We start from the raw sequence: 26,298 nt of genomic DNA, 5'->3' as shown, positions 1-26,298 counted from the left end.
TCCTTGTCGATCCGCTCGCCGGTGCGGCGGTCGACGACGACGACATCGGCTCCCAGATCTGCAAGCAATTGTCCGGCCATGGGCGCTGGGCCAAGGCCTGCCATCTCCACCACCTGAAGTCCTGAAAGTGGTCCCGCTTTTTCTGCTGTCACATATGCCTCCCCAGTCAGCCAAGTCCTGCGCATACGGGCATCTTGGAAAGTGCCCGTTTCCAGAGTTGATGCCTTACAGAGCTGGCTTGTCAGATGAGTGTACCTGCAAGCCGCGCTGGGCGGATAACTCCGGTTCGCGTTGTTGGATCAACCTTAGAGCGGCTGATGGTAGTTCCACAACTCTCCATTTGGTGAATAGGCTATCCAATAGGTTAAGACGAATGGAGTGTGTGAGGAGGTTTTTCAATCTGACGCGCCGGGTTGCTTCGGTTGCTGTGCCAGACACTTTCTGATGAAATGAATTCATCAACGCAGTCACATAGCAACTTAAAGTAACGCATGAATCACTTAAACCACGCAAAATTACACATAAGAGCGCAAAATCGCGTGGTTTTTATAATGTCTATATATTTCAGTATGTTGTGATTATGTATTCAACATAGTTGTGAGGAGTAGGCTGTTGGGCTGCTCCAGCGCCTCTACCACGGAAAAATGGTTTTTGCCCGGATCTTCATAGGCGGTGATGTGTGTTTCGAAACCGCCCCAGATTGCGCAGTGGGTTGCATTTTGCCGTCGAAACTCTGCCAGCTCCTCAGCGCCAACCCAGCCTGTAAAGCGAAGATTATCAAGAGGTTCGTGCAGGACGGGACTTTCTGCCAGCGCCTCCGCTTCGTTGATATGCAGGGTGTCGTTCATTGCTGTCCTGCGGATTGGCCGCAGATCGTAGACCCCACTGATGCCGAGGATGTGCTTGATCCGACTAGTGATACTGTTTGGTATCATCCGATTTTTACAGCCGAGCCGTGCAACCAAGTGACCACCAGCAGAATGACCTGTCAGGTGAATCGGTCCATTAACTTGTTCAGCTGCAACTTCAAGAGATTTCTGCATCTGATTGGTAATATTGACAATATTCGTGTCTGGGCAGAGGTCATAAGACGGTATGGCAACGGTGTAACCCATCTCGACAGCCCCCTTCGCCAGATGGCTGAAAGCGGACTTATCGAAGGCCTTCCAGTACCCGCCATGAACGATCATGACGAGCCCTTTGGACGCCTCAGTGCCTTGCGGGAAGAACAGGTCGAGCTTCTCTCTCTCCCCGCTTCCGTAGGCGACTTCCAGCTGGTTTTTTGAGCTCTCGCGAAACGCTTTGGAGCGTTCAACCCATTGATCGAACAGCTCTTGTGCGTTTGGCACTGCACCGGAGTTATGATAGGCCGCGTCCCAATCCCGCATCATGTTATTCCGCTCTTGGCAGTACTGCCGTTGCTTCAATTTCCACTTTGGCCTGATCTTCCACCAAATCAGCCACCTGGATCATGGTCATGGATGGAAAATGACGACCAAACACAGAGCGATACGCCTCGCCAACTTCGCGCAGGCGAGCGGTGTAGTCTTTCTTGTCGACCACATACCACGTCAGGCGCACCACATGCTCTGGCTTCGCGCCAGCTGTGGCTAGAATTTCTCGAATGTTCTCAAGCGTTTGCTTGATCTGGTCAATGAGATCATCGCTCTCGAAGACCTGCTGGTCGTTCCAGCCGATTTGACCTCCCAGAAAGATGGGTGTGCCTTCTGCCATAATGCCATTGGCGTATCCAGAAGCAGGCTTCCAACCTTCCGGCTGGAGAAATTTGAACAGTGCTTGTTGTGTTGTCATGAAGGTCCCTCTTCCTTCAGGAGAAATTCCATTTGTTTCTTAATGGCTTGCGGCCAACTCGCTGGCTTCTTGTCCTCGCCTTTGACGTAGACAATGACCGAGCGGCTTGTGAGCCGAAGCTGGTCTGCGCAGGTGACTGTGAACTCCAGATGCACACTGGAGCGACCGAGCTTTAAAACCTGAAGCGTGAATAAGAGTTCGTCACCAAGCTTGCTTGGCTTCTTGAACTCTGTTTCGATCTTGGCTGTGGGGACTGCATCCCCTTGATTTATATGAATTTCTACGAACGACGTGCCGAGCGATTGCTCGAACCACTCTTCGGTGACTTGATTGATCATCTCGAAGTAGCGGGGATAAAAGACAATTCCAGCGGGATCGCAGTGCTGGAAAATCACTTTGATCGTGCGTTCAAAGACCAAGGTATCTGTCCTTCATTTCCTCGGTGAGTGTATCCGGGCGGCCTGCCCAGACTGACTCGCCTTTTTCCAGAATGACGGCCTGATCAGCCAGCGGAAGGAGCTCCTTGAGCGTCTTGTCGACGATGAGAATGGACAGTCCTTCCTTCTTCAGCCTGGCGATCGCCTGCCAGATTTCCCCGCGCACCACAGGTGCCAGACCTTCCGTTGCTTCGTCAAGGATCAACAATTTCGGGTTTGTCATCAAGGCTCTGGAGATGGCGAGCATTTGCTGCTCTCCGCCAGACAGCGTGTTTGCGCTCTGGCTTTTCCTCTCCTGAAGGCGTGGAAACAAGTCATAGACACGGTTCAGCGTCCATGCGCCTTTGCGGGCGGCTGCGCTGAGATTTTCCAGAACAGATAGGTTCGGGAAACAGCGTCGACCTTCCGGGACCAGTCCCAGACCAAGGCGTGCGGCTTTGTGGCTGGACAGGCGGTTCAGGCTTTGACCGCGAAACTCAATGGTGCCTTTGGTTGGCGTAACCATCTGACAAATAGAGCTGATTGTGGTTGATTTGCCCATGCCATTGCGGCCAAGCATCGCGACCATTTCGCCTTCATTGACGGAGAGGTTCACACCGAAGAGCGCTTGTGCAGCGCCGTAATGGGCTTCCAAGCCTTTGACTTCTAAGAGCATCAGGCTTCCTCCCCAAGATAGGCTTCTCTGACAAGCGCACTGGCGCGGATATCATCGACCGAGCCTGACAGAATGGCTGCACCGCCCACCAGAACTGTGATGCGATCTGCCAGACGGAACACGGCATCCATGTCGTGCTCAATGAGCAGGATTGGGATTTCCGGGCGAATTTCCTCAAGGAATTCAGTGAGCTGAACAGAGCCTGTCGGGCCAAGGCCTGCCATGGGTTCGTCCAATAGCAGTGCTTTGGGCTTGAGAGCCAGAGCGCAGGCGACTTCCACCTGACGGCGCTCACCGTGAGAGAGTTCCGAGACCGCGATATCTTCGCGACCACCGAGACCGACTTTTCTGAGCCAGTTTCCAGCGGTTTCGCGCAGTTCTTCGTCGGACTTGGTTTGCTTCCAGAAGCGGAAGCTGGAGCCCTGACTGGCTTGTACGGAGAGCATGACATTGCGACGGGCGCTGACGTCCATGGCCAGCGAAGAGACCTGGAAACTGCGGCCCAGTCCCTTACGGGACCGGCTGGCGACTGTCTCTGAGGTCACGTCTTCGCCATCCAGAATGATGTTGCCGCTGTCGGGTGTGATCCAGCCCGCAATTTGACCGATGAGCGTTGATTTGCCAGCCCCGTTTGGTCCGATAAGAGCATGAATCTCATTAGGTTTCAGATCCAGAGATACGTTTTTTGTCGCCTGCAAAGCACCAAAGGATTTGTGCAAGCTTTTGACTTCAAGAACCGGTTTAGTCATGGCGTGCTCTCCCTGCAATCATGCCCATGACGCCACCTCGGGCGAACAGAACGACCCCGAGCAAGGCCAGACCAAGCAGCAGTTGCCAGTGCTCTGTCCATTCGCCGATATAGGTTTCGAGCAATACGAACAGGGCTGCGCCGATAACAGGGCCGTAGAGACGCCCGACGCCGCCAAGGATGACGAACACCATAATCTCGCCGGAACGGTGCCAGGAGAGCATTGAAGGGCCTACAAAGCCGTTTAGCTCGGCAAACAACGCTCCAGCCAAGCCGGTGATCATCGCGGAGATGACAAAGCCTGTGAGCTTGATCGGGAATGGATCAATGCCAGAGGTTGCCAGCCGTGTCTCATTCATACGGGCGGTGCCGAGAGCTGCCCCGAAACGGGAGCCAGACAAGCGTGCTGAGACGAAGATTGCACCGAGCAGCAGGACAAAACAGACAAGGAAGAACGTCAGAGCGCTTTCTGCGTCTACCATTGGAAGTTCGTTGCGCAGGTAAATTGAGAGCCCATCTTCACCGCCGTATGTCGGCCAGGAAATGGCGAAGTAGTAGATCATCTGGGCAAATGCCAGTGTGATCATGATGAAGTAGACGCCTTCGGTTCTCAGCGAGATTGCGCCAATTGCTAAGGCTGCGATGCCGCAAATGACCATTGCGACAATCCAGATGATAAGCATCTGGTTGGTGCCGGAGATTGCAAAAGGCATGGCCATGAAGAGGGTCTCTTCAAAGCTGTGAAAGGCTGCAATGCCAGTGGTGTAGCCGCCAATGCCGAAGAAGGCCGCATGGCCGAAGCTGACCATTCCGCCTTGCCCGATGGCAAAGTTGAGGCCAACGCCAGCAATGGCGAAGATGGTGATCAGGCTTGCCAGATTGACGTAGTAGTCTTCTCCGATGGAAGACGCCCAGAGCGGCAGAGCCAGCAGGATTGCCATAACTGCGATGTTAACGACGGCCTCGCGGCTCAACTTTGGCATGCTGATGGATTTTGGAGCTGTATCAGTTCGTTGCATTGAAAAGCCCCTTTGGTTTGACTGCCAGAATGCCTGCCATCATCAGATAGATAAGCATGGAAGACAGAGCTGCCCCGATGCTGTTTGCACTGGCATTTTCCATGAAGAACTTCAGGATAACGGGCAAGAAAATACGTCCCAGAGTATCCACGAGGCCAATCAGGATGGAGCCGATGAGAGCGCCTTTGATTGAGCCAATGCCGCCAATCACAATGACCACGAAGGCCAGAATGAGAACAGGTTCTCCCATGCCGACCTGTACGGAGCGCAATGCCCCGACCAGAGCACCCGACAGACCTGCGATCGCGGCGCCCAATGCGAAAACGATGGTGTAAAGCGTTTTGATATCAACACCTAAGGCAGCGATCATCTCGCGGTCACTTTCACCGGCGCGGATCCGCATGCCAAGGCGCGTTTTGGAAATAAGCAGGTAGAGAAGCAGGGCAACAGCCAGCGCTGCCAGAATGATAAACAGGCGATAGACCGGATAAGCTTCTACGCCGGGCAACGCCATGGTGCCCCCCAGAGCTGCCGGAATGTTGAGGTAAAGTGGCATGGAGCCGAAGACCATGCGGGTGCCTTCAGAAAAGATCAGAATAAGAGCAAAGGTTGCCAGTACCTGATCAAGGTGATCGCGGTCATAAAGCCTGCGAATGACAAGCATTTCGATGAGTGCACCAGCTGCCGCCGCTCCAAGGACACCACCACCAAGACCAAGCCAGAAAGAGCCGGTTTGCTGAGTGATCCAAGCGCAACAAAAGGCACCGACCATGTAAAGCGAGCCATGAGCGAGGTTGATCAGGCCCATAACGCCGAAGACCAGCGTGAGGCCAGCTGCCATCAGAAACAAAGTGAGACCGAATTGCAGCCCGTTCAATACCTGCTCAAAAATCAAAGCTGCCGTCATTTATGATATTCCCGAGGCTTCTTTTTCATTGTGACATCAGTATAGGGGATCAGCGGAGAAGGATTAGGGTCTCCCCGCTGATTAACTTTTTACTTCAACGCGTTGGCTTATTTCATCCGGCATTTGGATGCGTATGCATCCTGATGGCCTTTGATTGCGACACCGACAATTTTGTTGGTGATCTGGCCGTCTTCTTTCACCACTTCGCGAACATAAATGTCCTGAATTGGGTGGTTGTTGTTGCCGAACTGGAAGTCACCGCGTACAGAAGCAAAATCAGCTTCTTTCAGTGCTGCGCGGAAATCGTCTTTGTCACTGACATCTGCCTTTTCCATCGCGGAGAGGATCAGGTTTGCCGCGTCATAGCCCTGAGATGCGTAAAGAGAAGGCAGACGGCCATAAGCTTCCTTGAAGCCTTTGACGAACTTTGCGTTTACCTCGCTCTCAATGTCCTTACCCCACTGTGAGGAGTTTGCTACGCCGAGTGCAGCGTCACCAATTGCAGGCAGAATATCCTGTGAAAAAGAGAAGGCTGGACCCATGACAGGCACATCAACGCCGGACTGCGCGTACTGCTTCATGAACGCAATGCCCATGCCACCTGGCAGGAAGAAGAACACGCTGTCAGCGCCAGAAGCACGGATTTGTGCGATTTCTGCAGCGTAGTCATCCTGACCGAGCTTGGTGAAGAGTTCACCTGTCAGCTCGCCTTGGTACATCCGCTTGAAGCCTTTCAAAGCATCGGTACCAGCTGGGTAGTTTGGCGCCAGAATGAAGGTCTTCTTGTAGCCTGCCTTATTGGCGTGAGATCCCATTGCCTCATGCAAGTTGTCGTTCTGCCAGGCCACGTTGAAGTAATTTTCGTGACAGGCTTTACCAGCCAGCGCAGATGGGCCTGCATTTGGGCTGATGTAGAGCGTGCCTTTGCGGGTTGCCGCAGGAACCACAGCCATTGCCAGGTTGGACCAGATGATACCTGTCAGGATATCAACCTTGTCTTTTTGAATAAATTTGTCTGCCAGTTTTTTGGCAACGTCCGGCTTGCGGGCGTCGTCTTCTACCAGCAGCTTCACATCGGATGCGCCTGCCTGTTTGAGTGCGAGCTCAAAACCATCGCGGACGTCGATACCGAGGGTGGAGCCACCGCCTGACAAGGTGGTGATCATGCCAATTTTAACTTCGGCTTGCGCCACGCCAGCTGTACAACACAGAAGGGCGGCTACTCCGGCTGAAACGAGTTTTTTCATATAAGTTCCCCTGATTTATCCTCGACCAGCTGTTCCTTCAGGCGGAATCTTTGAATTTTACCGGTCGCGGTTTTTGGTAGAGAATCTACCAGTTTAAGTGAACGAGGGTATTTATAAGGCGCTATAGTAGATTTTACATAGTCCTGAAGACGTTTGATTACATCTGCATCTTGTGGGTGGTCCTCCACCAGCACCACATGAGCTTCAACAATCTGTCCCCGGTCCTCATCTGGCACGCCTATTACCGCACACTCGGACACTTCCGGGCTGCTTAGCAGAGCAGCCTCAACTTCAGGCCCGGCGACGTTGTAACCGGACGTAATGATCATATCGTCTGCGCGGGCTGCGAAGTGGAAATACCCTTTTTCATCCTGATAAAAGGCATCACCTGTCAAATTCCAGCCGTCACGAACATATTTCTGCTGCCGGTCATCTTGCATATACCGACAACCGGTTGGTCCTCTTACGGCAAGTTTGCCAACTGTGCCGCGTGGAACCTCCTGCATGTTTTCATCAACCACTTTTGCGGAGTATCCTTTGATCTCCCGACCAGTGGTTGCTGGCATGGCATCTTCCAAATGGTTGGAAATAAAGATGTGCAACATTTCTGTTGCGCCAATCCCATCCAGCATCGGAATCCCGGTTTTTGCTTTCCATTGCTCAAACACTGGTGCTGGCAATGTTTCTCCTGCTGAGACTGCAATGCGCAGTGAGGACAGGTCTGCCCCCTCTTCCATTGCCGCCATCATGGCACGGTAAGCCGTTGGTGCTGTGAACGAGATCGTTGCCTTGTAAGTCTCAATGATCTCAATAAGCTGCTTGGGCCCTGCCGTTTCCAGCAGAGTAGCGGTTGCGCCGAACCGAAGCGGGAAAATTGCCAAGCCGCCGAGGCCAAATGTAAAGGCCAGTGGCGGACTGCCAACAAACACGTCCGATGGCTGGATGTTCAGCACTTCCTTTGCATAGGCATCTGCGATGATCAGCAGATCGCGGTGGAAGTGCATGGTTGCCTTCGGCTGTCCGGTGGTGCCAGATGTGAAACCCAGCAGGCAGACATCGTCTCTGCCTGTTTGAACAGCCTCAAACTGGACGGGCTTTGATAGTGCGACCTTATCCATCTCACCGGCAAAGTTGGCCGTGCCATCGAAGCTCACGATTTTGCTCAGATGGTCGTTCTGCTTAAGGCAACGCTCCATCTCTTCCATAAGGCGAAGATCACACATGGCCAGTTTGATTTCGGCCTTGTCGACGATCTGGCTTAACTCGCCAGCCCGCAGCATTGGCATGGTGTTGACCACCACAGCGCCTGCTTTTGTGGCAGCCAGCCAACAGGCGACCATGGCCGGGTTGTTTGCTGAGCGGATAAGAATGCGGTCGCCCGGTTCTACTCCGTAATCCTCCTGCAGAGCTCGAGCGATGCGGTTCGTCCAGTCCGCAAGCTCTTTGTAAGTGCGTTTTCTGCCATTGCCGATGAGAGCAATGTTGTCACCAAAGCCGCGTTCAACCATCTTGTCGGTCAACTCTACTGCGGCGTTGATGTAATCTGGGTACTCAAACCCCTCCAGCTGGAAAACTGGCTGCTGATCAATTGGTGGCAGCCTGTCCCTTGTGAAGGTGTCCTTGTGCGCGCTTGGTCCCAGCATTTCTCCCCTCCTGAGAAAGCAATTGCCTTGCTACTATTATTTTCTGAACATCGGATGCGCCTTCGTAAATGCGAAGAGCTCTGATTTCACGGTAAAGTTTTTCGACAGTATTGCCTGAACGGACGCCCTCGCCCCCGTGGATTTGTACCGCCTTATCAATGATTTGTTGGGCCTGATCGGTTGCGAATTGCTTTGCCATGGCAGCCTCGCGAGATACTCGTGCTGCCCCCATGTCTTTCGTCCATGCAGCGCGGTAGATCAGGAGTGCAGAGGCATCAATGTCGATTGCCATTTCCGCCAGATGGCCTTGCACCATCTGCATATCGGCCAGCACGCCATCCCCCAGTTTGCGGGTTGTTGCGCGTGCTACGGCTTCTTCCAATGCACGGCGGGCAAAGCCTAAAGCAGCAGCGCCGACGGTGCAGCGGAAGACATCCAGAACCGACATTGAGATCTTGAAGCCTTCTCCGGCTCCCCCAATGCGGTTTGCTGCTGGAATGCGCAGTTGTTTGAAGCCCAACCGTGCCAGAGGATGAGGTGCCATCACATCCAGCCGTTCTTCAACGGTTAAGCCCGGTGTATCCGCCGGTACTATGAAGGCGCTGATGCCTTTGGCACCCGGTGCTTCGCCCGTCCTTGCGAAGACAACATAAAGGCCTGCAATGCCGCCGTTGGAGATCCAGGTCTTTTCGCCATTGAGCACATAGTCATCGCCGTCGCGGATGGCGGAAAGTTCAATGTTTGCAACGTCTGAACCGGAGTCTGGTTCTGTTAGTGCAAACGCAGAGAGTGTCTGGCCTGCTCTGGTTTTATTGAGCCACAGCTGTTGTTCTGGCGTGCCAAACAGACTGATGGCGCCTGTTCCCAGACCCTGCATGGCGAAGGCGAAGTCCCCCAGACCGTCGTGACGGGCCAGTGTTTCGCGCATGATGCACAGGCTACGGACATCCAGCGGTTTGGGATCTGCCGGATCAACAGCAGTGAGCTTCAGGAAACCAGCGGCACCCAGATCATTAACGAGCTTGATACAGGCAGCATCCGTGTCAGAGTGGTCAGCTGGAAGGTTTTCGCAGCACCAGTTTTCTATGGCTTCGGCCAGCTCTCGGTGTTTTTCTTCAAAAAACGGCCATGTGAGGAAGGTGGTGTCAGCCATTTATGCCCCCTCAAAGACCGGTTTTTCTTTTGCAACAAAAGCTTTGTAGGCGGTTTCGAAGTCTTTGGTCTGCATGCAAATGGCCTGCGCCTGTGCTTCAGCTTCAATCGCCTGATCCAGACCCATGTTCCATTCCTGATTGAGCTGGGTCTTGGTGATGCCGTGCGCAAAATTTGGCCCTGCCGTGATGCGCTGCGCCATGCGAATAGCATCGGCCTCTAGTGCTTCTGTGGTGGACATAGAGTTGAAGTAGCCCCAAGTGTAGCCCTCTTCAGCACTCATGGACCGGCCAGTGTAGAGCAGCTCTGCAGCACGCCCCTGACCGATAATGCGCGGAAGAATGGCACACGCGCCCATGTCACAGCCTGCAAGACCGACGCGGGTGAACAGGAAGGCTGTTTTGGCGTCTGGTGTACCAATGCGCAGGTCTGATGCCATGGCCATGATTGCCCCAGCACCAACGCTGATACCGTCTACAGCTGAAATGATCGGCTTGGTGCAGTTGATCATGGCTTTGACCAGATCACCCGTCATACGCGTGAACTTCAGCAGGTCTTTCATGTCCATTGCAACTAGCGGACCGATGATGTCGTGGACGTCTCCACCTGAACAGTAGTTGCCTTCGTTGGAGGCGATCACAACGGCATTAACGTCGTCTGCATAGACGAGATCACGGAATGTATCGCGCAGCTCGGCATAGCTTTCAAAGGTCAGCGGGTTCTTACGGTCCGGGCGGTCCAGTTGGATGACTGCGACATCACCTTCCATGCGCCAAATGAAGTGCTTTGGCTGCAAATTCGCCATTTTGTAGGTTGTCAGCATTATCGGGCCTCCCCCTCCCAATCGCTTGCAAATACCTTCAGTGTTTCAGCAAGGGTTTCTGCTTCATCGGGAGAAAAGTGAGAGAGCAACTCATTGATCCATTCGCGGTGGCTTGCTGCCATTTGCTCAAAATTCTCGCGGCCTTCTTTGGTGAGCAGAACCACAGAGGTTCTCCGGTCTCCGTCTCTCAAGGTGCGATGAACCAGTCCGTCCGTGGTCAGGCGATCAATGAGGCCGGTGACGTTGCCGTTGGATACCATCAGGTATTTGGAGAGCTGGGACATGAGCATGCCCTCTGGCTCCCGGTAAAGTGCCGCCATCACGTCAAAGCGTGGCAAGGTCACATTGTAGGTTGTCCGCAGCCGCTCTCTCAGTTCGCCTTCAATCGCACGAGAGGCGCGGAGCAATCTCAACCAGAGGCGAACGCGGGACTTGTCGTCGGTTGCTCTGTCAGCCTTGAGCATTTCCTGTGAGGCAGTCATTGGGTTTCGCCTCCTGATACTGAAATAGCTTGCCCTGTCACAGAGCGGGCGCCATCTCCGATGAGCCATGCCACTGTGGCGGCGACTTCGTCCGGCTGGATGAAGCGTTGCTGTGGGTTGTCCTTGTAAAGAGCGGCCCGTGCCTGCTCTTCGTTCATTCCGGTTTTTTGCATGATGTTTTCGATCGAGCGTTGCAGCATTGGGGTCTCTGTGAATCCTGGACACACAGCATTGACCGTAAATGGCTTGCTGGCAAGTTCGAGTGCCAGTGATCTGACCATACCGATGACACCATGTTTGGCTGCGGCGTAGTGAGACACATAGGAATAACCGCGCAACCCCGCTGTTGAGGCAATGGCGATCAAACGCCCATACTCCTGCCCTTTCAGGCATTCCAGTCCTTTTTGGAAGGTCAGGAATGTACCTGTCAGGTTGATGTCGAGCATGCGCTGGAAGTCTTCCCGTTCGATCTTTCCAAAAAGTGCAGATTCTGCTGCACCTGCATTGGCAATCACGATGTTGACTGGTCCGTTTGCTTCAGCCGCCTTTTCAAACATCTGCCCAACGGATACTTCATCGGTAATGTCTGCTGTAACAGCGCTGATGCGGCTGTTGGCACTTGCGACCAGATCAAGCGGCTCGCGTCTGCGCCCTGCAATGGTGACGTTGATGCCAGCCCCCGCGAGGTGGCGGGCTATTTCAGCCCCAACGCCTGTCCCGCCACCTGTTATGAGTGCATGCTTTTCCAAACCGATCTTCCTCACACGCGAACTTTCATGGTCTCGGCGCGCTCTGCCAGACGGTACAGCTGGTCACGGCCAGCATGATATGGTTCTGGCCAGTACACACCTTTGTCACCCAGTTCAGCAGCTGCGTGCAGTGTCCAGTACGGATCGGACAGATGCGGACGAGCAAGACATACAAGATCTGCGCGACCAGCCATCAGGATTGAGTTCACATGATCTGGCTCGTAGATGTTGCCGACAGCCATGGTTTTCATACCGGCTTCGTTGCGGATACGGTCTGAGAACGGCACCTGGAACATACGGCCATAAACCGGTTGTGCGCGAGTGCTGGTCTGACCTGCGGAGACATCGCAGATATCAACGTCAGCTGCGTCCAGCATGCGAGCGATCTCAACAGCTTCTTCTGGTGTGAGGCCCTCGTCTTCCACCCAGTCCGTTGCTGAGATACGCACGGACATTGGTTTGTCCTGAGGCCATGCTTCGCGTACTGCTTTGATGACCTCCAGTGGGTATCTCATGCGGTTTTCAAGCGATCCGCCATACTCGTCTTCACGCTTGTTGGTGAGTGGTGAGATGAAGGAGGACAGAAGATAACCGTGGGCGCAGTGGACCTCGACCATATGAAAACCAGATGCGTCTGCCATCTTGGCTGCATTCACGAACTCTGCCTTGACGCGGTCCATGTCTGCCCGGTCCATTTGCTTTGGCGTCTGGTTGCGTTCAGACCAAGCGATTGGAGAAGCGGCAAGAAGCGGCCAATTGCCGTCGTTCAACGGCGCGTCCATCTCTTCCCAGCCAAGCTGCGTTGAGCCTTTTGGACCGGCATGGCCAAGCTGGCAGCAGATCTTTGCGTTGCTGTATTCATGTACAAAATTAGTGATGCGCTTCCATGCCGTTTGATGTTCTGGTGCGTAAAGACCCGGGCAGCCTGGTGTGATGCGGCCATTTGCGCTGACACAGGTCATCTCAACAACAACCATTCCTGCTCCACCTTTGGCGCGTTCGCCATAGTGGGCCAGATGCCAGTCGGAGACTGTTCCATCTTCTGCTTTGTACTGGGCCATAGGCGAGACAACCACGCGGTTGTTCAGTTCCATCTCGCGAAGTTTGAACGGTGCGAACATTGGCGGGCGTGGAGCATTGTCAGTATCCGACACTCCGGCTTGATTTTGGAACCAGCCTTCTGCTGTTCCCAGCCACTCAGCATCGCGCTCTCGCAGATTCTCATGGGAGATGCGCTGGGAGCGTGTCAGGAGTGAGTAATTGAACTGAACTGGATCCAGGTGCAAGTAGCGTTCGACGTTTTCAAACCATTCCAGTGAGTTACGAGCAGCGGACTGGAGCTTAAGAACTTCCAAGCGGCGCTCGTCCTCGTACTTCTGGAATGCACTTTGAATGGAGTTTTCGCTGTGCAGATAATCTGCCAGTGCAATGGCGCTTTCCATGGCAAGCTTTGAGCCTGATCCGATAGAAAAGTGTGCGGTTGCAGAGGCATCGCCCATGAGAACGAGGTTTTCGTGGGACCATTTCTCACAGAGCACGCGTGGGAAGTTGATCCATGCAGAACCACGGACGTGGTTTGCGTTGGTCATCAACTGATTGCCACCAAGATGCTTTTCGAAGATCTTTTCACAGGTCCGGCAGGATTCAGCCTGGCTCATATCGCCAAAGCCAAATGCTTCGTATGTCTCTTCCGTACATTCCACGATGAACGTCGCGGTGTCATCATCGAACTGGTAAGCGTGCGCCCAGATCCAGCCATGCTCTGTTTCTTCGAAAATGAAGGTGAAGGCGTCATCGAATTTCTGGTGGGTGCCGAGCCAGACGAACTTGCATTTGCGGGTGTCGATGTCTGGCTTGAAATACTCAGCAAACTCTGTGCGGCTGGTGGAGTTCAGACCATCTGCAGCAACAACGAGGTCGTAATCTCCCATGAGCTCTTTTGCGCTTGTGTAGTTGCGCTCGAATTCCATGTTTACGCCAAGCTCTTTAGCCCGGTCTTGTAGCAGCAGAAGCAACTGCTTGCGGCCAATGCCGCAGAAGCCGTGACCGCTGGAGACGTGGCATGTATCTCGGTAATGAACCGCGATGTCATCCCAGTAAGCAAAATGCGCGCGGATGGCTTCAGCGCTTTTCTCGTCGTTGACCTTGAAGTTGTCCAGTGTCTCATCTGAAAGAACAACACCCCAACCGAAGGTGTCGTCAAACTTATTTCGCTCAATGACTGTGACCTCATGCTGAGGATCTCGCAGCTTCATGCTGATTGCGAAATAAAGACCTGCCGGGCCGCCTCCAAGACATGCGACTTTCATTGCTCTCTCCCCCTTAGGCTGCAAGTGCCTAATTCCAACTTGAGATAAGCGTGACAGGTTTTTTAAATTATTTCAAACATAAAATATCTAAGTATAAAATATACAAAGAGTGGCCAATTGTCAGTCTAACGTGCTGTATTTTATATGCTTATTTTTGGTTTGTAGCGAGCTGCCTTATCTCGGCAGAGAAATATATTTATCTCGCACGCGTCACTGATATATCTATATCAGCATGAAACGTGGAGGTCTGGCAAGCATTGATTCTGTTTAGGTATCATAAAATATGCGACGGCTTCAGACCGTCGCATGTGCTGGAAATTTGATTTCCTGACCATCAAAGGCAGGTGAAACACCTTCTGGAAGGTCTGTCCGCAAGTGCTGATAATCCAGATCGCAATGCAAATTGGTGAGGATGCTCTTGGCAGGTTTCATCTTCTCAATCCACGCCAATGCATCATTTACGCAGAAGTGGCTTTGATGTGGCTTCTGACGCAGTGCGTCCACAATCCATGTATCCAGTCCCTTCAATGCATGTAAGCTGCTTTCCGGGATATCGTTGACGTCTGGCGTGTATGCCAGATCCTGAAAGCGGAAGCCCAGTGCATCAATGTCGCCATGATGGACAAGAAATGGTAGCGCAGTGATCGGTCCCCCTGCACCATCGATGGTGACCGGAGTGCCATTCGTCAGGCGGTTTTCGCTCAGGATTGGCGGATAACCGGAACCTGGCGGCGTGACAAAGCAGTAGTCGAAGGCAGACCGGACACGCTTTGAGGTGAACTCATCCATAAAAACGGGCACTTTGGCACGCTGCATGAGCGCAAAGAAGCGCAAGTCGTCTATACCATGCAAGTGATCTGCGTGGGCATGGGTATAAAGTACTGCGTCCACGTGTGTGACACCGGCTGCCAGCATCTGCTCACGCAAGTCCGGGCCGGTATCCACAATTATGGTCGTCGTGCCATTTTCAGAGAACCGCTGAACCAGCAGAGCACATCTACGGCGGCGGTTTTTCGGTTCATTGGGATCACATTCGCCCCAATCTCCACCAATCCTTGGTACGCCGGTAGATGAGCCGCAGCCCAGAATAGTGACCTTAAAATTGCTGGTCATCGGTCCTCTCAAAATACAATGGCAACACGATCCGCGTCAGTTTAGTCAATCAAGCTGGCTGTGGCACCTTGGAAAACAGGCGCAGGAAATTCTGTGTGGTTGCCTTGGCCATTACATCTTCTGAGACGCCCAGTGCTTCAGCCAGAACTTTGTTGGTGTGCGCTACATAGGCAGGCTCGTTGCGCTTGCCACGCCATGGCTGCGGCGCAAGATACGGGGCATCTGTTTCAACAAGAAGGCGATCCATTGGAAGTTCTGCTGCGATCTCGCGCAGTTCGGTGGAGTGCTTAAAAGTCAAAATGCCGGAGAAGGAGACATAAAGGCCGAGCTCCAGACCCTTCATTGCCAACTCTTTGCCAGAGGAAAAGCAATGAAGAAGTGCTGGGAAGCTGCCAGCCTTCATCTCTTCTTCCAAAATGCGCATCATGTCTTCATCGGCATCTCGGCTATGTATAACCAGCGGCAGCTGGGTTTCGCGTGCTGCTGCAATATGCGTGCGCAGGACTTTTTCCTGATCTTCTGGAGATGCGTTGTCGTAAAAATAATCTAGTCCGGCTTCTCCGATTGCCACCACTTTGGGATGCTTAGCAATCTCCACCAGTTCTTCCGTGGTGACGTCGGTTTCCTCACCCGCTTGGTGCGGATGGGTTCCGACGGAGCAGTATACGCTGTCATAGGCCTCAGCGATTTCTTTAATCTGCTCGAACTTGCGGACGCGAGTACAGATGGTGACCATCAGCTTGACGCCAGCCTCGTGGGCGCGCTCGATGATCTGATCGCGTTCTTCTGCGAAATCCGGAAAATCCAGATGACAATGACTATCAACTAACATGGTCACAGCAAAAGCGCCTCCAGCGCGATTCTGTCAATAGGTCCGGTAGACCTCTTGTTTTATCTCAGCGGAAAATGCGAGCGCATTTCCCTCATAAAAAAGGGAGGCATACGCGCCTCCCCTTTAAGCTACATAATCTTGCGCTTTATTCTGCAGTTTCCGGCTCAACATAGCGTGGGAACACGCCTTGTGGCTTCGGCAGATCACGACCACCTTGCAAGCGACCAGCTTCACCTAGCAGTGCAAAGGAGCGCTCGTCTTCATTCAGCACCAGTAGGTCCAGCAGTTTAGATGCAGAGCCTGGCATCACTGGTTGTGCGAGAATGCCAACCTGACGGATGATCTCAGCAGTGGTGTAAAGAACTGTGCTCATGCGCTCAGGGTCAGTCTTCTTCAGCGCCCAAGGCTCCTGAGAGGCAAAGTAGCGGTTTGCTTCACCAACGGTTGACCAGATGCACGCCAGTGCATGGTGGATTTCCTGCTTTGCCATGAAGCCGCGGCATTTTTCCAGCATCTCATCAGCTTGTTGCAAGATTGCCTTGTCGTCAGCAGAGAATTCGCCTGGAACCGGCAGTTTGCCTTCGCAGTTCTTGAAGATCATGGAGAGCGAGCGCTGAGCCAGGTTGCCGATGTCATTGGCGAGGTCAGCGTTGATGCGGTTTACCATTGCTTCGTGGTTGTAGTTGCCATCCTGACCGAATGGAACTTCACGCAGGAAGAAGTAGCGAATTTGGTCGAGGCCGTAGGTTTCTACCAGATCACGCGGTGCGATGACGTTGCCCAGAGACTTGGACATCTTCTCACCGGAGTTGAACAGGAAACCATGGGCAAATACGCGCTCTGGCAGTGGAACACCAGCGGACATGAGGAATGCAGGCCAGTACACCGCGTGGAAGCGGATAATGTCTTTGCCGATGATATGTGCGTTGGCAGGCCAGAACTTGGCCATGTCGCCGTCCATATCAGGATAACCAAGCGCAGTGATGTAGTTGGTCAGCGCGTCGACCCAAACATACATAACGTGCTTTTCATCACCTGGCACCGGGATGCCCCAGTCAAAGGTGGTGCGGGAGATGGATAGGTCTTTCAGGCCACCTTTTACGAAGCTCATGACTTCGTTACGGCGTGCATTTGGACCAATAAAGTCAGGGTTCTTCTCATACAGCTCGATCAGCTTGTCTTCATAAGCTGAGAGACGGAAGAAGTAGCTTTCTTCTTCGACCCACTCGACAGGCGTGCCTTGAGGACCATAACGAACGCCGTCATCGCGAACTTCGGTCTCGCCTTCCTGATAGTAGGCTTCGTCGCGTACAGAGTACCAACCGGCGTAGCTGTCTTTGTAGATATCGCCAGCATCTGCCATTTTCTGCCAGATTGCCTGACAGGATTTATAGTGACGCTCTTCGTTGGTCTGAATGAAATCGTCATTAGAGCAGCCCAGCATTTCCACCATTTCGCGGAAAAGCTTGGAGTTCTTATCTGCAAGATCTGAAGGTGACATGCCTTCCTTGACGGCGGTCTGAAGCATCTTTTGACCGTGTACGTCGGTACCCGTCAGGAAGTGTACTTCTCGGCCATCCAGTTTCTGGAAGCGGGCCAGCACGTCAGTTGCAATTGCCTCGTAGGCATGGCCGATATGCGGCTCACCATTTGGGTAGGAAATTGCTGTTGTAATATAGAAAGGCGATTTTTCTGTCATATCCTAAAGCGATCTTTTGATCCGGGATCTAAATCTGGAAAATTCTTTGGGTTTGTGGCCCAAAAAGACGTAGGTCAGCTCGTGCTTGCCTTCCGCAAGTCAACGAGGAAAGACAACACAACTTGCTTGCGATCAAGGTTTAAAGCTTCTGCTGTTGAGGCAGCGCGGCCCACCTTTTCCCACAAGTCAGCCCACCTGACAAGCGCATCCGGCTTTGTGCTTGCATCTTTACGCAGTTGATTGCTCAAGAACGTGCGGGTCAGCTCCAAAAATGTGTTCCACGCGTCTTCTGCACCACGTCCCGAAACTTTATCCGCAAAGCTGTGCGCACGGATCATATCCAGATTGGCGATTGTCTCAACCAAGCCTGTAAACTCCTGCGCGATTTGCAACGCTCCGCCGTTTGCTGCCAATGCGGCCTGACGCAGGCTGCCATCAGCGAGTGTGTGCAGAGCCTGTGTGTTGCCGGATGGAGCGCAGCCCATGTCAGTCAGCGCTTGCTCAATCGTTTGCTCTTCCAGCTTGCGCATGGACAATTGGCGACATCTGGAGCGAATTGTTGGCAAAAGACGCCCGGGATTGTGTGAAAGCAGGATAAAGAGCGACTGCTTTGGTGGTTCTTCGAGAATCTTAAGCAGAGCGTTGGCTGCGGACTGGTTCATATCGTCAGCAGAATCAACAAGGCAGATGCGCCAGTTTCCGCCTGCGGCCGTTGACCCAAAGAAGCCTGTGGTCTTACGCACTTCATCAACAGGAAGGTCACGCTTGAAACGCTTTCCTTTCAAGTCCCATGGACGTCGCAGATGCAGAAGGTCTGCATGAGAACCTGCGGCAATCATTTGAGAACTATGGCTTTCTGGTGGAACGTATAGGCTGTTTGCAGCCATCACCGGCGTAGAAAAGCGGTCCGGGTGCTCCAGTATGAAGCGCGCGAAACGAAATGCCAGTGTGGCTTTGCCGATGCCTTTGGGGCCGCCGAGGATCCATGCATGATGAAACCGCTGCGATCTGTAGGCATCAAGCAGTTCGGTTTCTGCAAGTTCGTGGCCGTATAGGTTGGATTGCTCGCGTGGAAGCGGAAGGCCTTCGACCTCGTCGAACTCAGGGACTTCTTCGATTATGGGAGCTTTCGCCATATTCACTTTTCCCTGATTGCTTACGGACGGGCCGTATCTTGTTTGATTTGCTCTTCAAAGCGGCTTTGGACAGCTTGCCAGATATCCTCAGTCACTTTGTCCTGAGACTGGTCACCATCAATCACAGTGATGCGGTCCGGCTCTTTTCGGGCCATCTCCAGAAACATTTCTTGTCTGCGACGATGCGTTTCCAAGGTATCTGTTTCAAAGCGATCCGGGCCATCAAATTCGACAGGAGCGGTACGCTTTGAGACGCGGGCTAAGCCGACTTCAGGCGTCACGTTGATCAGCAAGGTCATGTCTGGATTATGACCTGCGATTGCGACCTGTTGCAAGGCTTCTACGGTTTGCGGAGGAACACCGGATTCGCCCTGATAGACGCGTGAGGAATCGGCAAATCGGTCGCACAGGACCCATTTATCGTCATCTAATGCCGGTTTGATCAGTGTGTCGATATGGTCTGCTCGGGCAGCTGCAAAAAGGACTGCCTCAGCCGTTACACCATAATCTTTTGCAGCGCCGGACAGCAGCACTTCGCGAACGAGTTCAGCGCCTTGAGAGCCGCCCGGTTCACGTGTGGTGATTGCTTCAATGCCTTTGGCCGCGAGTTTGTCGCGCAAGCGCTGAATTTGAGTAGACTTACCGGCGCCCTCGCCGCCCTCAAAACTGATAAAAATACCCGACAACGTCGAACAGACCTCCAAGACCTACGGAGTTCAATAGTTCTGAAATCCGGTGCTAGAACAACTGGTAGAAGAACTCGCCTAGCGCGTCCCAAGCACGGCCTTGCAGGTCTCCCATGGCTACATCCTCTCCTGTAACCAGTGTTGCCCGATAAATCACGTCATTTTTGGAAAGAACCTGCAGTTCTCCAACTTCCATTCCCTCTTTAATCGGTGCGGGTATGGGGCCTTTGTAAACAACGCGCAGTTGATATTTGTCTTTTTCGTTGGGATTGATAAGCGTTGCTACGGCATCATTTGTCTTCAAGGAGACTGTTGTTCTTTTGCCGCCATACACTTGTGCATCGCTGACAAGATCACCTTTGCGGAAAAACTGTTCGAGCTTAAGACCGGAAAAGGATGGCAGCAATAAAGTTTTCATGTCCTGAACACGGTCTTGCATCGTCGGGGATGCTGCAATAGCGGCTACATAGCGACGACCGTTGCTGTCGAGTGTTCCAAGTGCTGCAAAACCTTCTCTCTCAGAGAAGCCAGCTCCGAACCCGTCCAGTCCTTCAATATCCCGAATGAGCGGGTTTTTGTTGCGCTGTGTGATCTTGTTCCAGGTATAGCGGTCCATGGAAAACACAGAATGCAGTTCAGGCTCATGTTCCAGGACATACGCCGCCAAGATTGTCAGGTCTTCCAGTGTTGTTTTATGGTTCTCGTCAGGGAAACCCGTCGGATTGGTGAAATTAGAGTTTTCCATACCAATGGACTTGGCAAGCTTGTTCATTTCCCGCGCAAAGTTGGTTTCACTGCCCGCCAACCCTTCTGCCAGAATGATTGCGGCATCGTTCGCGCTTTGAACGATGAGGCCATACATTAGATCATTCACGGGGACAGAGGAGTTCAGGCGTGCAAACATGGTGGTAACGCGCGCTGGAGCCCCGCCTGTCCGCCATGCATGTTCACTGACCTTGAATGTGGTTTGCGGCGTAATATCACCGGCATGCAGTGCCTGCTGCACTGTTACGGCGGTCATGAGCTTGGTTAGATTTGCCGGCGCAAGCAAAACCTGAGAGTTTTTAGAGAAGATCAATGACTTGTTGGAGAAATCGTAAAGTGTCGCAGCTTTTGCTTTTATCTCGACAGCATGAGCTGTTGGAGATGCGACTAGAGCGCAGAGCACCATTGCCGCTATCGCTGAAAATCTCCAGCAATCAGGAGATAGCCAGCGCTTAAAGTTGCTTCGAGATTTATGCTGTTTGCACTTCTGCCACCCAACCTGCACGCCTGCGTCTCCCTGAATGTTTTTAGAGAGGCTATGCTACGCCCCATCCCCTAAAACAAACACTAACGCAGGTCAGCAGACTGGGTAAAGCCGTTTAAAACTAAATGACTTAGTGTTTTTGGCCAGTACGAGATTGCAGTAAGTTCTTCAAACCAGTTCCACCTGAAAATGATTTAAATGCTTCATGCGCACTGTTGAGCCTTTGCTGTGACGTATAGGAGGAAACTGCATTTCCGCTCTGGAACGTTGGTGCGCTGCCACTTGTTGGTGTTTTGTAAACACCTGAACTTGGTGGTGGAAGGAGTGAGCTGCCAAAGGACGTTGAAACTGGCTGTGCGGCAATCGCAGGTTTGGGCGCATTCGGGTTTGCGTTTGTCGCAAGGGCGCTGTTGATGCGGTTCTTGAAGCTGGATATGGATGCGACTTGTGTCGTGCTCAAGTTACGTTCGTAGACCACAGCAGGATCGAGCTGGCTGGAATTGAACGCCAACACATTTTGCGCCGCATAAATTGGAGTGTCGTATGGCCTGCTTTTTGGCATTGGAGCCGGGCCGGAAATGCGTTTCACAGGATTTGCAAAGGCAAACATGGTCTGAGGTGCAGAGTTACCGCCGTTCCAGTTTCCGCCATTGCCAGAATAAGATGCCAGTAGCTTCTTCTCATCCTGTCCGTGAAGAGGTGCGCGGCTAACGTATTCAACACGAACCTTTGCAACGCCGCTGGATTTGGTGCCCAACATTCCTGCAACGCGCTCAGACAGATCAATCACGCGATTATCGTGGAATGGTCCACGGTCATTCACGCGCACAATCATGGAGCGACCATTTTGCAGGTTTGTCACCTTAGCATAGCTTGGTAGAGGCATTGTTGGATGCGCTGCTGTTAGCGCATTACGATCAAAGATTTCGCCGTTTGCTGTTTTGCGACCATGGAAGGTTGGACCATACCATGATGCCTTACCGGTTTTCTTGTAGTTATCGTCCCTTTTGGGGTAATACCACTTGCCAGCCACTTTATACGGTTTGCCGACAACAGCGCGCCCGCCTCCTTTGGGAACTGGCTTAGTGCCTTTCACCACACGAGGACTTGCAGCCACGCCGTACTTCTTTTCACTGAACTTCACTTTGTCTGTGCCGCCACCACAGGCTGCAATACCTGCGCACAAGGCAACTACAGATATGCTGGTCGCTACACGTTTGATCGTTTCGGGAGCTGGTGCTTTCACCGAATAGCCCCAATTCAGTAAAGAAGTCATACCGTTGTTACTCACTACATGTTCGGCACTGACGGATTTCAGTCTGGTTGAGCAAAAACACCCGAGCTCACTACAAACTGAACCAATATTAAAAAGATAGCCGATAAACCTTAACTGAATCCGATCAAAATGTCTCCACAAGAAAGAGAGTTTCTTGTCAAGGCTAACTTACTTAGGGGAAATCGCGGTTTTGGCGGGACTGTTTGATTCCGCTGTGAAAAAAATAAATTCAGGCTGTGGAACAAGTTTTTCGCCGGCTTGACTTTGGAGGCCGCATGAACCAAATAGAGCCCACACCACACAGCCGGAGAGGTGGCAGAGTGGTTGAATGCACTGGTCTTGAAAACCAGCGGGCGTGGAAGCGTCTCGTGGGTTCGAATCCCACCCTCTCCGCCATCTATCTTTATGATAGATAAGCAAAAAGAGCCCGCCTTTATGGTGGGTTTTTTGTTGTCTGAAATCTGAAAATTAACTTCCAGATTAGACTGTTTCCCATAAAACCTGCCTGACTTCACCCTCCATACGGCCTGTTGCAGGTTGCGCTTACATTCTGAATGGCTAAAGAACACCTCCGCGAGATCTGCTGAATGGACAGCTGAATACAGCGACGCCAGACTGTTATTTTCTCTATGGGGATTTTTACATGAAGCGATTGATTTTAGCTGGTGCCTTCACCTGCTTGTTTGTGTTGCCTGTTGCTGCGCAGACGGCTGAGGAGAGGATCAAAGAAATTTTTCTCGTCGATACTATGGATAACTTTTGTGATATCGGCATCAATCACCAGCGGACACTGGATTACATTCGAGACAATAAGCTCAAAGCGACACCGCATTATATTGTGCTGGTTCAGGAAAGTATTCGACTTGCTGGAGAAGTGCAGCACACTCTGGAAGATGCAGAGGAAGATGCGAACGGGGTTGTATGTATCCAACTGAGTGAGCGAGCAAAAGAGCTGGGCCTGTTGGCCAAGTGACCTGGAACCCCTATGTATAATTTCATAGAAAAAGAGCTGCGATTTTGTGATCGCGGCCCTTTATATCTCTTGAGTAAGCCGTAGTTTTAGCCTTGATGGATCATTGCAGCTGCCATCAGGCGATAGGTGATTTGGGCGGTTGTGAAGTCCCAGGCGGCGTTTCCGTCCGGGGCGAGTTCAACCACGTCGAGGCCGACGCATTTGCGGCCCTTTAGTGCATGCTCTACCAGATGCAGGGACTGATAGTATCCAAGACCTCCGGGCACAGGTGTGCCTGTTGCTGGCATCTGGGAGGGGTCGAGGCCATCTACATCGAAGGAGATGTAGATGTGCTCAGGAAAATCCTCCGGCAGATCGACGGCATGCAATCCTTTGGTGACCAATTCTTCAGCATCAACAAAGAATACTTTGTTGTCTTTCCGGCTGTCTATTTCTTGCTGGCAAAGAGCGCGTACGCCGAATTGTGCCAGGGAGTTGCCCTCTTCTACCAGGAGATTCATGACAGAAGCGTGGGAGTGTTTTTCGCCTTGATAGGCAATGCGCAGGTCTGCGTGAGCGTCCACCTGTACAATGCCAACCGGTTTGCCGAGTGCTCGGGCAACGCCTGAGACCGCGCCGTAAGACAGCGAGTGTTCGCCGCCCAGTGTGATTGGAATTTTACCGGCTATAACGGCTTCTTCCGTACGCTGAGCAAGGCGCTCCATAACGTCCGGCAGGGGCCCATCACAGTCGACAGGATCTTGCGTTGCAATGCCGGAGGCGCAAGGCTCAACGCCATTGCAGCCGCGTTCCAGCTCATTGCTCGCCTCAATGATGGCTTGCGGGCCTTTTAACGTACCTGAGCCGTAAGAGACGGTGCGTTCCAGTGGGACCGGGATAATTGTGAAGAGAGCGTCTTCTGCTTTGCGTTCTGCTTCAGTCAGCTCACTGTCAAGAAAAACAGACATTTCGTACCCTTAGGAAAGACGGTTCAGGAAGTCGCTGTAAGAGAACTCGCGAATGATTTTAAGATCATCGCTTTCAGAGTTCCAGAGCGCGATTGCTGGCAGGGGAACACCGTTGAAGGTGTTGGTTTTCACCATGGAATAATGAGCCTGATCGAGGAACGCGAAGCGATCGCCAATATTCAGCGGTTCTGCCCGTGTGTAATCGCCGATCACGTCACCTGCGAGGCAAGACGGCCCGCCAAGGCGGTATGTGTGCCCCTCCTCCACTTCATCCAGCATGGCCGGGCGATAGGGAGCTTCAATCACATCTGGCATGTGGCAGGTTGCTGAAATGTCGACAATTGCCAGATTCATGGTGTTTTGGGGGAGATCCAGCACTTCACCCACCAGAATGCCCGCATCCAGAGCAACTGCTTCGCCCGGTTCCAGATAGACTTTCAGCCGGGTTGTTGCCCGCACATCCTTAACGAAGGCAATCAGCGCTTCGCGGTCGTAGTCTTCACGCGTGATATGGTGACCACCGCCGAAGTTGATCCATTTCAGCTGACTGAAATACGGCGCAAGCTTATCTTTCACCGCCTCCCATGTGCGCTGGAGTGGCTCAAATTCCTGCTCACACAACGTGTGCATATGGATGCCATCGACGCCCTCCAATACCTCTGCACTCAACTGCGAGATTGGAAAGCCCAGGCGAGAGCATGGGGCGCATGGGTCGTATTTCGCAACCTCGCCTTCCGAGTGCTCAGGATTGATGCGCAGGCCCACATCGACTTTGTGTTTCGCAGCGCGGACGTTTAACAGGAAACGGTCTTTTTGAGCAGGAGAGTTGAAGATCATATGATCGGTGTAGCCAATGATCTCATCAATCTCGCTTGCTTTATAACCCGCGCAGAACGTTGCAACTTCTCCGCCGTATTCCTGCCGCGCAAGGCGTGCTTCATAAAGCCCTGAGGCGCAGGTGCCTTCCAGATATTCGCGCACCACAGGGGCCAGTGCGAACATGGAAAAGGCTTTCAACGCGGAAAGAACGTGCGCGCCAGAGCGATCAGCCACGTCTTTAAGCACAGAAAGGTTGCGGCGGACCGCAACCTCATCAACGACGAAACAGGGGCTTGGGACCCGGGAGAGATCAAATATCCTGAACGCTCCCGCATCGCCAGCCTGCGTCTGCATCATGTCAGCCATCAGCTTAGAACTGAACCGGGCCGTCGAGCTCATGCACCTGCCAGGGCAGACCGTGCTCGTTCAGCATGTCCATGAAATTATCCGGGTCAAGCTGTTCCATGTTCCAAACACCCGGCTCGTTCCAGTTCCCTTTCAGGATCTGTGCTGCACCAATCATTGCCGGAACACCAGTGGTGTAGGAAACAGCCTGTGAGCCAACCTCTGCATAACACTCTTCGTGGTCACAGATATTGTAGATGTAATAGGTCTTCTCGCCGGAGCCGTCTTTCGCCTGACCGGTTGCAATGTCGCCAATGCAGGTTTTGCCTTTTGTTAGCTCGCCCAGATCACTTGGGTCCGGCAGAACGGACTTCAGGAATTGCAGCGGGATAATTTCCTTGCCTTCATGCATGACTGGCTCAATTGAGGTCATGCCAATGCCTTCAAGCACGCGGACGTGGTTGATGTAAGCATCGCCGAACGTCATCCAGAAACGCGCCCGTTCAATCTCGGAAAAGTGCGTTTTCATGCTTTCCAGTTCCTCATGATACATGAGGTACATATTTTTCTCGCCAACGCCCGGGAAGTCGAAAGCAACCTTGTGGGTCATCGCAGGTGAGCTGACCCAGTCGCCTTTTTCCCAATGACGAGCATCTGCTGTTACTTCACGGATGTTGATTTCCGGGTTGAAGTTGGTTGCAAATGCTTTGCCGTTGTCGCCGCCGTTGCAATCAAGAACGTCAATCTGGCGGATGGTGTCGAGCTTGTGCTTTTTTAGCCATGTTGCGAAAACGGAAGTAACCCCCGGATCGAAACCAGAGCCGAGGATCGCGGTCAGGCCAGCCTCTTTAAAGCGCTCCTGATAGGCCCACTGCCAGTGGTATTCGAACTTTGCTTCGTCTTCCGGCTCGTAGTTTGCGGTATCCAGATAGTTGATGCCAGCTTCCAGACAGGCATCCATCAGCTTCAGGTCTTGATACGGCAGTGCCAGATTTACCAGCAGCTCTGCGCCGCTCTCTTTGATGAGGGCAACAACCGCGGCAACGTCCATCGCGTCAACTTCAGCTGTCTTGATGGTAACGCCGGTCTTCTCCTTCACGCTTGTTGCAATGTCATCGCATTTAAACTTGCGACGAGATGCGAGCGTAACTTCGGAGAAAATATCCGAGTTCATTGCCATTTTGTGTACGGCTGCGGAGGAAACACCACCTGCGCCGATTACCAGAGTCTTACTCATGCC

The 26,298-nt window shown here is 52.7% G+C and carries 26 protein-coding genes and 1 tRNA gene; 2 read left to right on the top strand and 25 right to left on the bottom strand.

Annotated elements, in window-relative coordinates:
• From PsW74_RS29330 to PsW74_RS14690, 22 genes are all read right to left on the bottom strand, one after another.
• The coding region (locus tag PsW74_RS29330) for a CoA transferase (RefSeq protein ID WP_208987996.1) at positions 1 to 185 on the bottom strand (185 nt) is incomplete at its 3' end.
• Positions 186 to 578: 393 nt separating this feature from the next.
• Positions 579 to 1,391: an alpha/beta hydrolase gene (locus tag PsW74_RS14790; protein ID WP_063288764.1), complete on the bottom strand. Its 813-nt coding sequence runs from the start codon at positions 1,389 to 1,391 to the stop codon at positions 579 to 581.
• Between the two features lies 1 nt (position 1,392).
• Positions 1,393 to 1,812 carry a RidA family protein gene (locus PsW74_RS14785; protein WP_063288763.1) on the bottom strand — a complete coding sequence of 140 codons (420 nt, stop codon included), beginning with the start codon at positions 1,810 to 1,812 and terminating at the stop codon, positions 1,393 to 1,395.
• Positions 1,809 to 2,231 (bottom strand): thioesterase family protein, encoded by a 423-nt coding sequence (locus PsW74_RS14780; RefSeq protein WP_082830578.1) that lies wholly within the window; start codon positions 2,229 to 2,231, stop codon positions 1,809 to 1,811. Before PsW74_RS14780 ends, PsW74_RS14785 begins: the two co-directional genes overlap by 4 nt.
• Complete coding sequence (locus tag PsW74_RS14775; protein WP_063288762.1) at positions 2,221 to 2,904, bottom strand: ABC transporter ATP-binding protein; 684 nt, start codon at positions 2,902 to 2,904, stop codon at positions 2,221 to 2,223. Before PsW74_RS14775 ends, PsW74_RS14780 begins: the two co-directional genes overlap by 11 nt.
• On the bottom strand, positions 2,904 to 3,653 hold the full coding sequence (locus PsW74_RS14770) for an ATP-binding cassette domain-containing protein (RefSeq protein ID WP_063288761.1): 750 nt from the start codon (positions 3,651 to 3,653) through the stop codon (positions 2,904 to 2,906). The genes PsW74_RS14775 and PsW74_RS14770 overlap by 1 nt, the downstream gene beginning before the upstream one ends.
• Entirely contained in the window at positions 3,646 to 4,671 is a 1,026-nt protein-coding gene (locus PsW74_RS14765; protein ID WP_063288760.1) for a branched-chain amino acid ABC transporter permease, read from the bottom strand. Before PsW74_RS14765 ends, PsW74_RS14770 begins: the two co-directional genes overlap by 8 nt.
• The gene (locus PsW74_RS14760; protein WP_057463887.1) at positions 4,658 to 5,578 is read right to left on the bottom strand and encodes a branched-chain amino acid ABC transporter permease; all 921 of its coding nucleotides are present in this window, start codon (positions 5,576 to 5,578) and stop codon (positions 4,658 to 4,660) included. The genes PsW74_RS14765 and PsW74_RS14760 overlap by 14 nt, the downstream gene beginning before the upstream one ends.
• Positions 5,579 to 5,685: 107 nt before the next feature.
• A complete protein-coding gene (locus PsW74_RS14755; RefSeq protein ID WP_063288759.1) occupies positions 5,686 to 6,825 on the bottom strand; it encodes an ABC transporter substrate-binding protein in 1,140 nt (379 codons plus the stop codon).
• Complete coding sequence (locus PsW74_RS14750) at positions 6,822 to 8,468, bottom strand: AMP-binding protein (protein WP_193775956.1); 1,647 nt, start codon at positions 8,466 to 8,468, stop codon at positions 6,822 to 6,824. Before PsW74_RS14750 ends, PsW74_RS14755 begins: the two co-directional genes overlap by 4 nt.
• Positions 8,410 to 9,621, bottom strand: coding sequence for an acyl-CoA dehydrogenase family protein (locus tag PsW74_RS14745; protein WP_063288758.1), 1,212 nt, complete (start codon positions 9,619 to 9,621; stop codon positions 8,410 to 8,412). Before PsW74_RS14745 ends, PsW74_RS14750 begins: the two co-directional genes overlap by 59 nt.
• Positions 9,622 to 10,443 (bottom strand): enoyl-CoA hydratase family protein, encoded by an 822-nt coding sequence (locus PsW74_RS14740; protein ID WP_082830577.1) that lies wholly within the window; start codon positions 10,441 to 10,443, stop codon positions 9,622 to 9,624.
• Positions 10,443 to 10,925, bottom strand: a complete 483-nt coding sequence (locus PsW74_RS14735; protein WP_063288757.1) for a MarR family transcriptional regulator — start codon at positions 10,923 to 10,925, stop codon at positions 10,443 to 10,445. The genes PsW74_RS14740 and PsW74_RS14735 overlap by 1 nt, the downstream gene beginning before the upstream one ends.
• On the bottom strand, positions 10,922 to 11,674 hold the full coding sequence (locus PsW74_RS14730) for an SDR family NAD(P)-dependent oxidoreductase (RefSeq protein WP_063288884.1): 753 nt from the start codon (positions 11,672 to 11,674) through the stop codon (positions 10,922 to 10,924). The genes PsW74_RS14735 and PsW74_RS14730 overlap by 4 nt, the downstream gene beginning before the upstream one ends.
• 11 nt (positions 11,675 to 11,685) lie before the next feature.
• Positions 11,686 to 13,983, bottom strand: coding sequence for a bifunctional salicylyl-CoA 5-hydroxylase/oxidoreductase (locus PsW74_RS14725; protein WP_063288756.1), 2,298 nt, complete (start codon positions 13,981 to 13,983; stop codon positions 11,686 to 11,688).
• 294 nt (positions 13,984 to 14,277) lie between these two features.
• Positions 14,278 to 15,096 (bottom strand): MBL fold metallo-hydrolase, encoded by an 819-nt coding sequence (locus tag PsW74_RS14720; protein ID WP_063288755.1) that lies wholly within the window; start codon positions 15,094 to 15,096, stop codon positions 14,278 to 14,280.
• A 49-nt stretch (positions 15,097 to 15,145) separates the two neighbouring features.
• Positions 15,146 to 15,928, bottom strand: coding sequence for a TatD family hydrolase (locus tag PsW74_RS14715; RefSeq protein ID WP_063288754.1), 783 nt, complete (start codon positions 15,926 to 15,928; stop codon positions 15,146 to 15,148).
• A 145-nt stretch (positions 15,929 to 16,073) separates the two neighbouring features.
• Positions 16,074 to 17,627, bottom strand: a complete 1,554-nt coding sequence (gene metG / locus PsW74_RS14710; protein WP_063288753.1) for a methionine--tRNA ligase — start codon at positions 17,625 to 17,627, stop codon at positions 16,074 to 16,076.
• Between the two features lie 74 nt (positions 17,628 to 17,701).
• Entirely contained in the window at positions 17,702 to 18,763 is a 1,062-nt protein-coding gene (locus tag PsW74_RS14705) for a DNA polymerase III subunit delta' (protein WP_063288752.1), read from the bottom strand.
• A 20-nt stretch (positions 18,764 to 18,783) separates the two neighbouring features.
• The gene (gene tmk, locus PsW74_RS14700) at positions 18,784 to 19,449 is read right to left on the bottom strand and encodes a dTMP kinase (protein WP_063288751.1); all 666 of its coding nucleotides are present in this window, start codon (positions 19,447 to 19,449) and stop codon (positions 18,784 to 18,786) included.
• A 52-nt stretch (positions 19,450 to 19,501) separates the two neighbouring features.
• Entirely contained in the window at positions 19,502 to 20,620 is a 1,119-nt protein-coding gene (locus PsW74_RS14695; protein WP_063288750.1) for a D-alanyl-D-alanine carboxypeptidase family protein, read from the bottom strand.
• Between the two features lie 208 nt (positions 20,621 to 20,828).
• Positions 20,829 to 21,974, bottom strand: a complete 1,146-nt coding sequence (locus PsW74_RS14690) for a septal ring lytic transglycosylase RlpA family protein (protein ID WP_063288749.1) — start codon at positions 21,972 to 21,974, stop codon at positions 20,829 to 20,831.
• A gap of 306 nt (positions 21,975 to 22,280) precedes the next feature.
• On the opposite strand from PsW74_RS14690, the gene PsW74_RS14685 reads away from it, so the two are divergent.
• Positions 22,281 to 22,370, top strand: a tRNA-Ser gene (locus PsW74_RS14685).
• A 247-nt stretch (positions 22,371 to 22,617) separates the two neighbouring features.
• The gene (locus PsW74_RS14680) at positions 22,618 to 22,947 is read left to right on the top strand and encodes a hypothetical protein (RefSeq protein WP_063288748.1); all 330 of its coding nucleotides are present in this window, start codon (positions 22,618 to 22,620) and stop codon (positions 22,945 to 22,947) included.
• A gap of 86 nt (positions 22,948 to 23,033) precedes the next feature.
• Here PsW74_RS14680 and speB read toward each other — a convergent pair whose 3' ends face one another.
• Genes speB through PsW74_RS14665 form a run of 3 tightly spaced genes read right to left on the bottom strand, consistent with a single transcriptional unit; the run spans position 23,034 to position 26,295 of the window.
• Entirely contained in the window at positions 23,034 to 23,894 is an 861-nt protein-coding gene (gene speB, locus PsW74_RS14675; protein WP_063288747.1) for an agmatinase, read from the bottom strand.
• Between the two features lie 9 nt (positions 23,895 to 23,903).
• The gene (gene nspC, locus PsW74_RS14670) at positions 23,904 to 25,112 is read right to left on the bottom strand and encodes a carboxynorspermidine decarboxylase (RefSeq protein WP_208987995.1); all 1,209 of its coding nucleotides are present in this window, start codon (positions 25,110 to 25,112) and stop codon (positions 23,904 to 23,906) included.
• Positions 25,084 to 26,295 (bottom strand): saccharopine dehydrogenase family protein, encoded by a 1,212-nt coding sequence (locus PsW74_RS14665; protein WP_063288745.1) that lies wholly within the window; start codon positions 26,293 to 26,295, stop codon positions 25,084 to 25,086. The genes nspC and PsW74_RS14665 overlap by 29 nt, the downstream gene beginning before the upstream one ends.
• Positions 26,296 to 26,298 lie beyond the last annotated feature (3 nt).

The sequence above is a fragment of the Pseudovibrio sp. W74 genome, assembly GCF_001623085.1.
Classification (GTDB): Bacteria; Pseudomonadota; Alphaproteobacteria; order Rhizobiales; family Stappiaceae; genus Pseudovibrio.
Note: the sequence above shows the minus strand (reverse complement) of the source record. Positions and strands in the feature narration are given on the sequence as shown.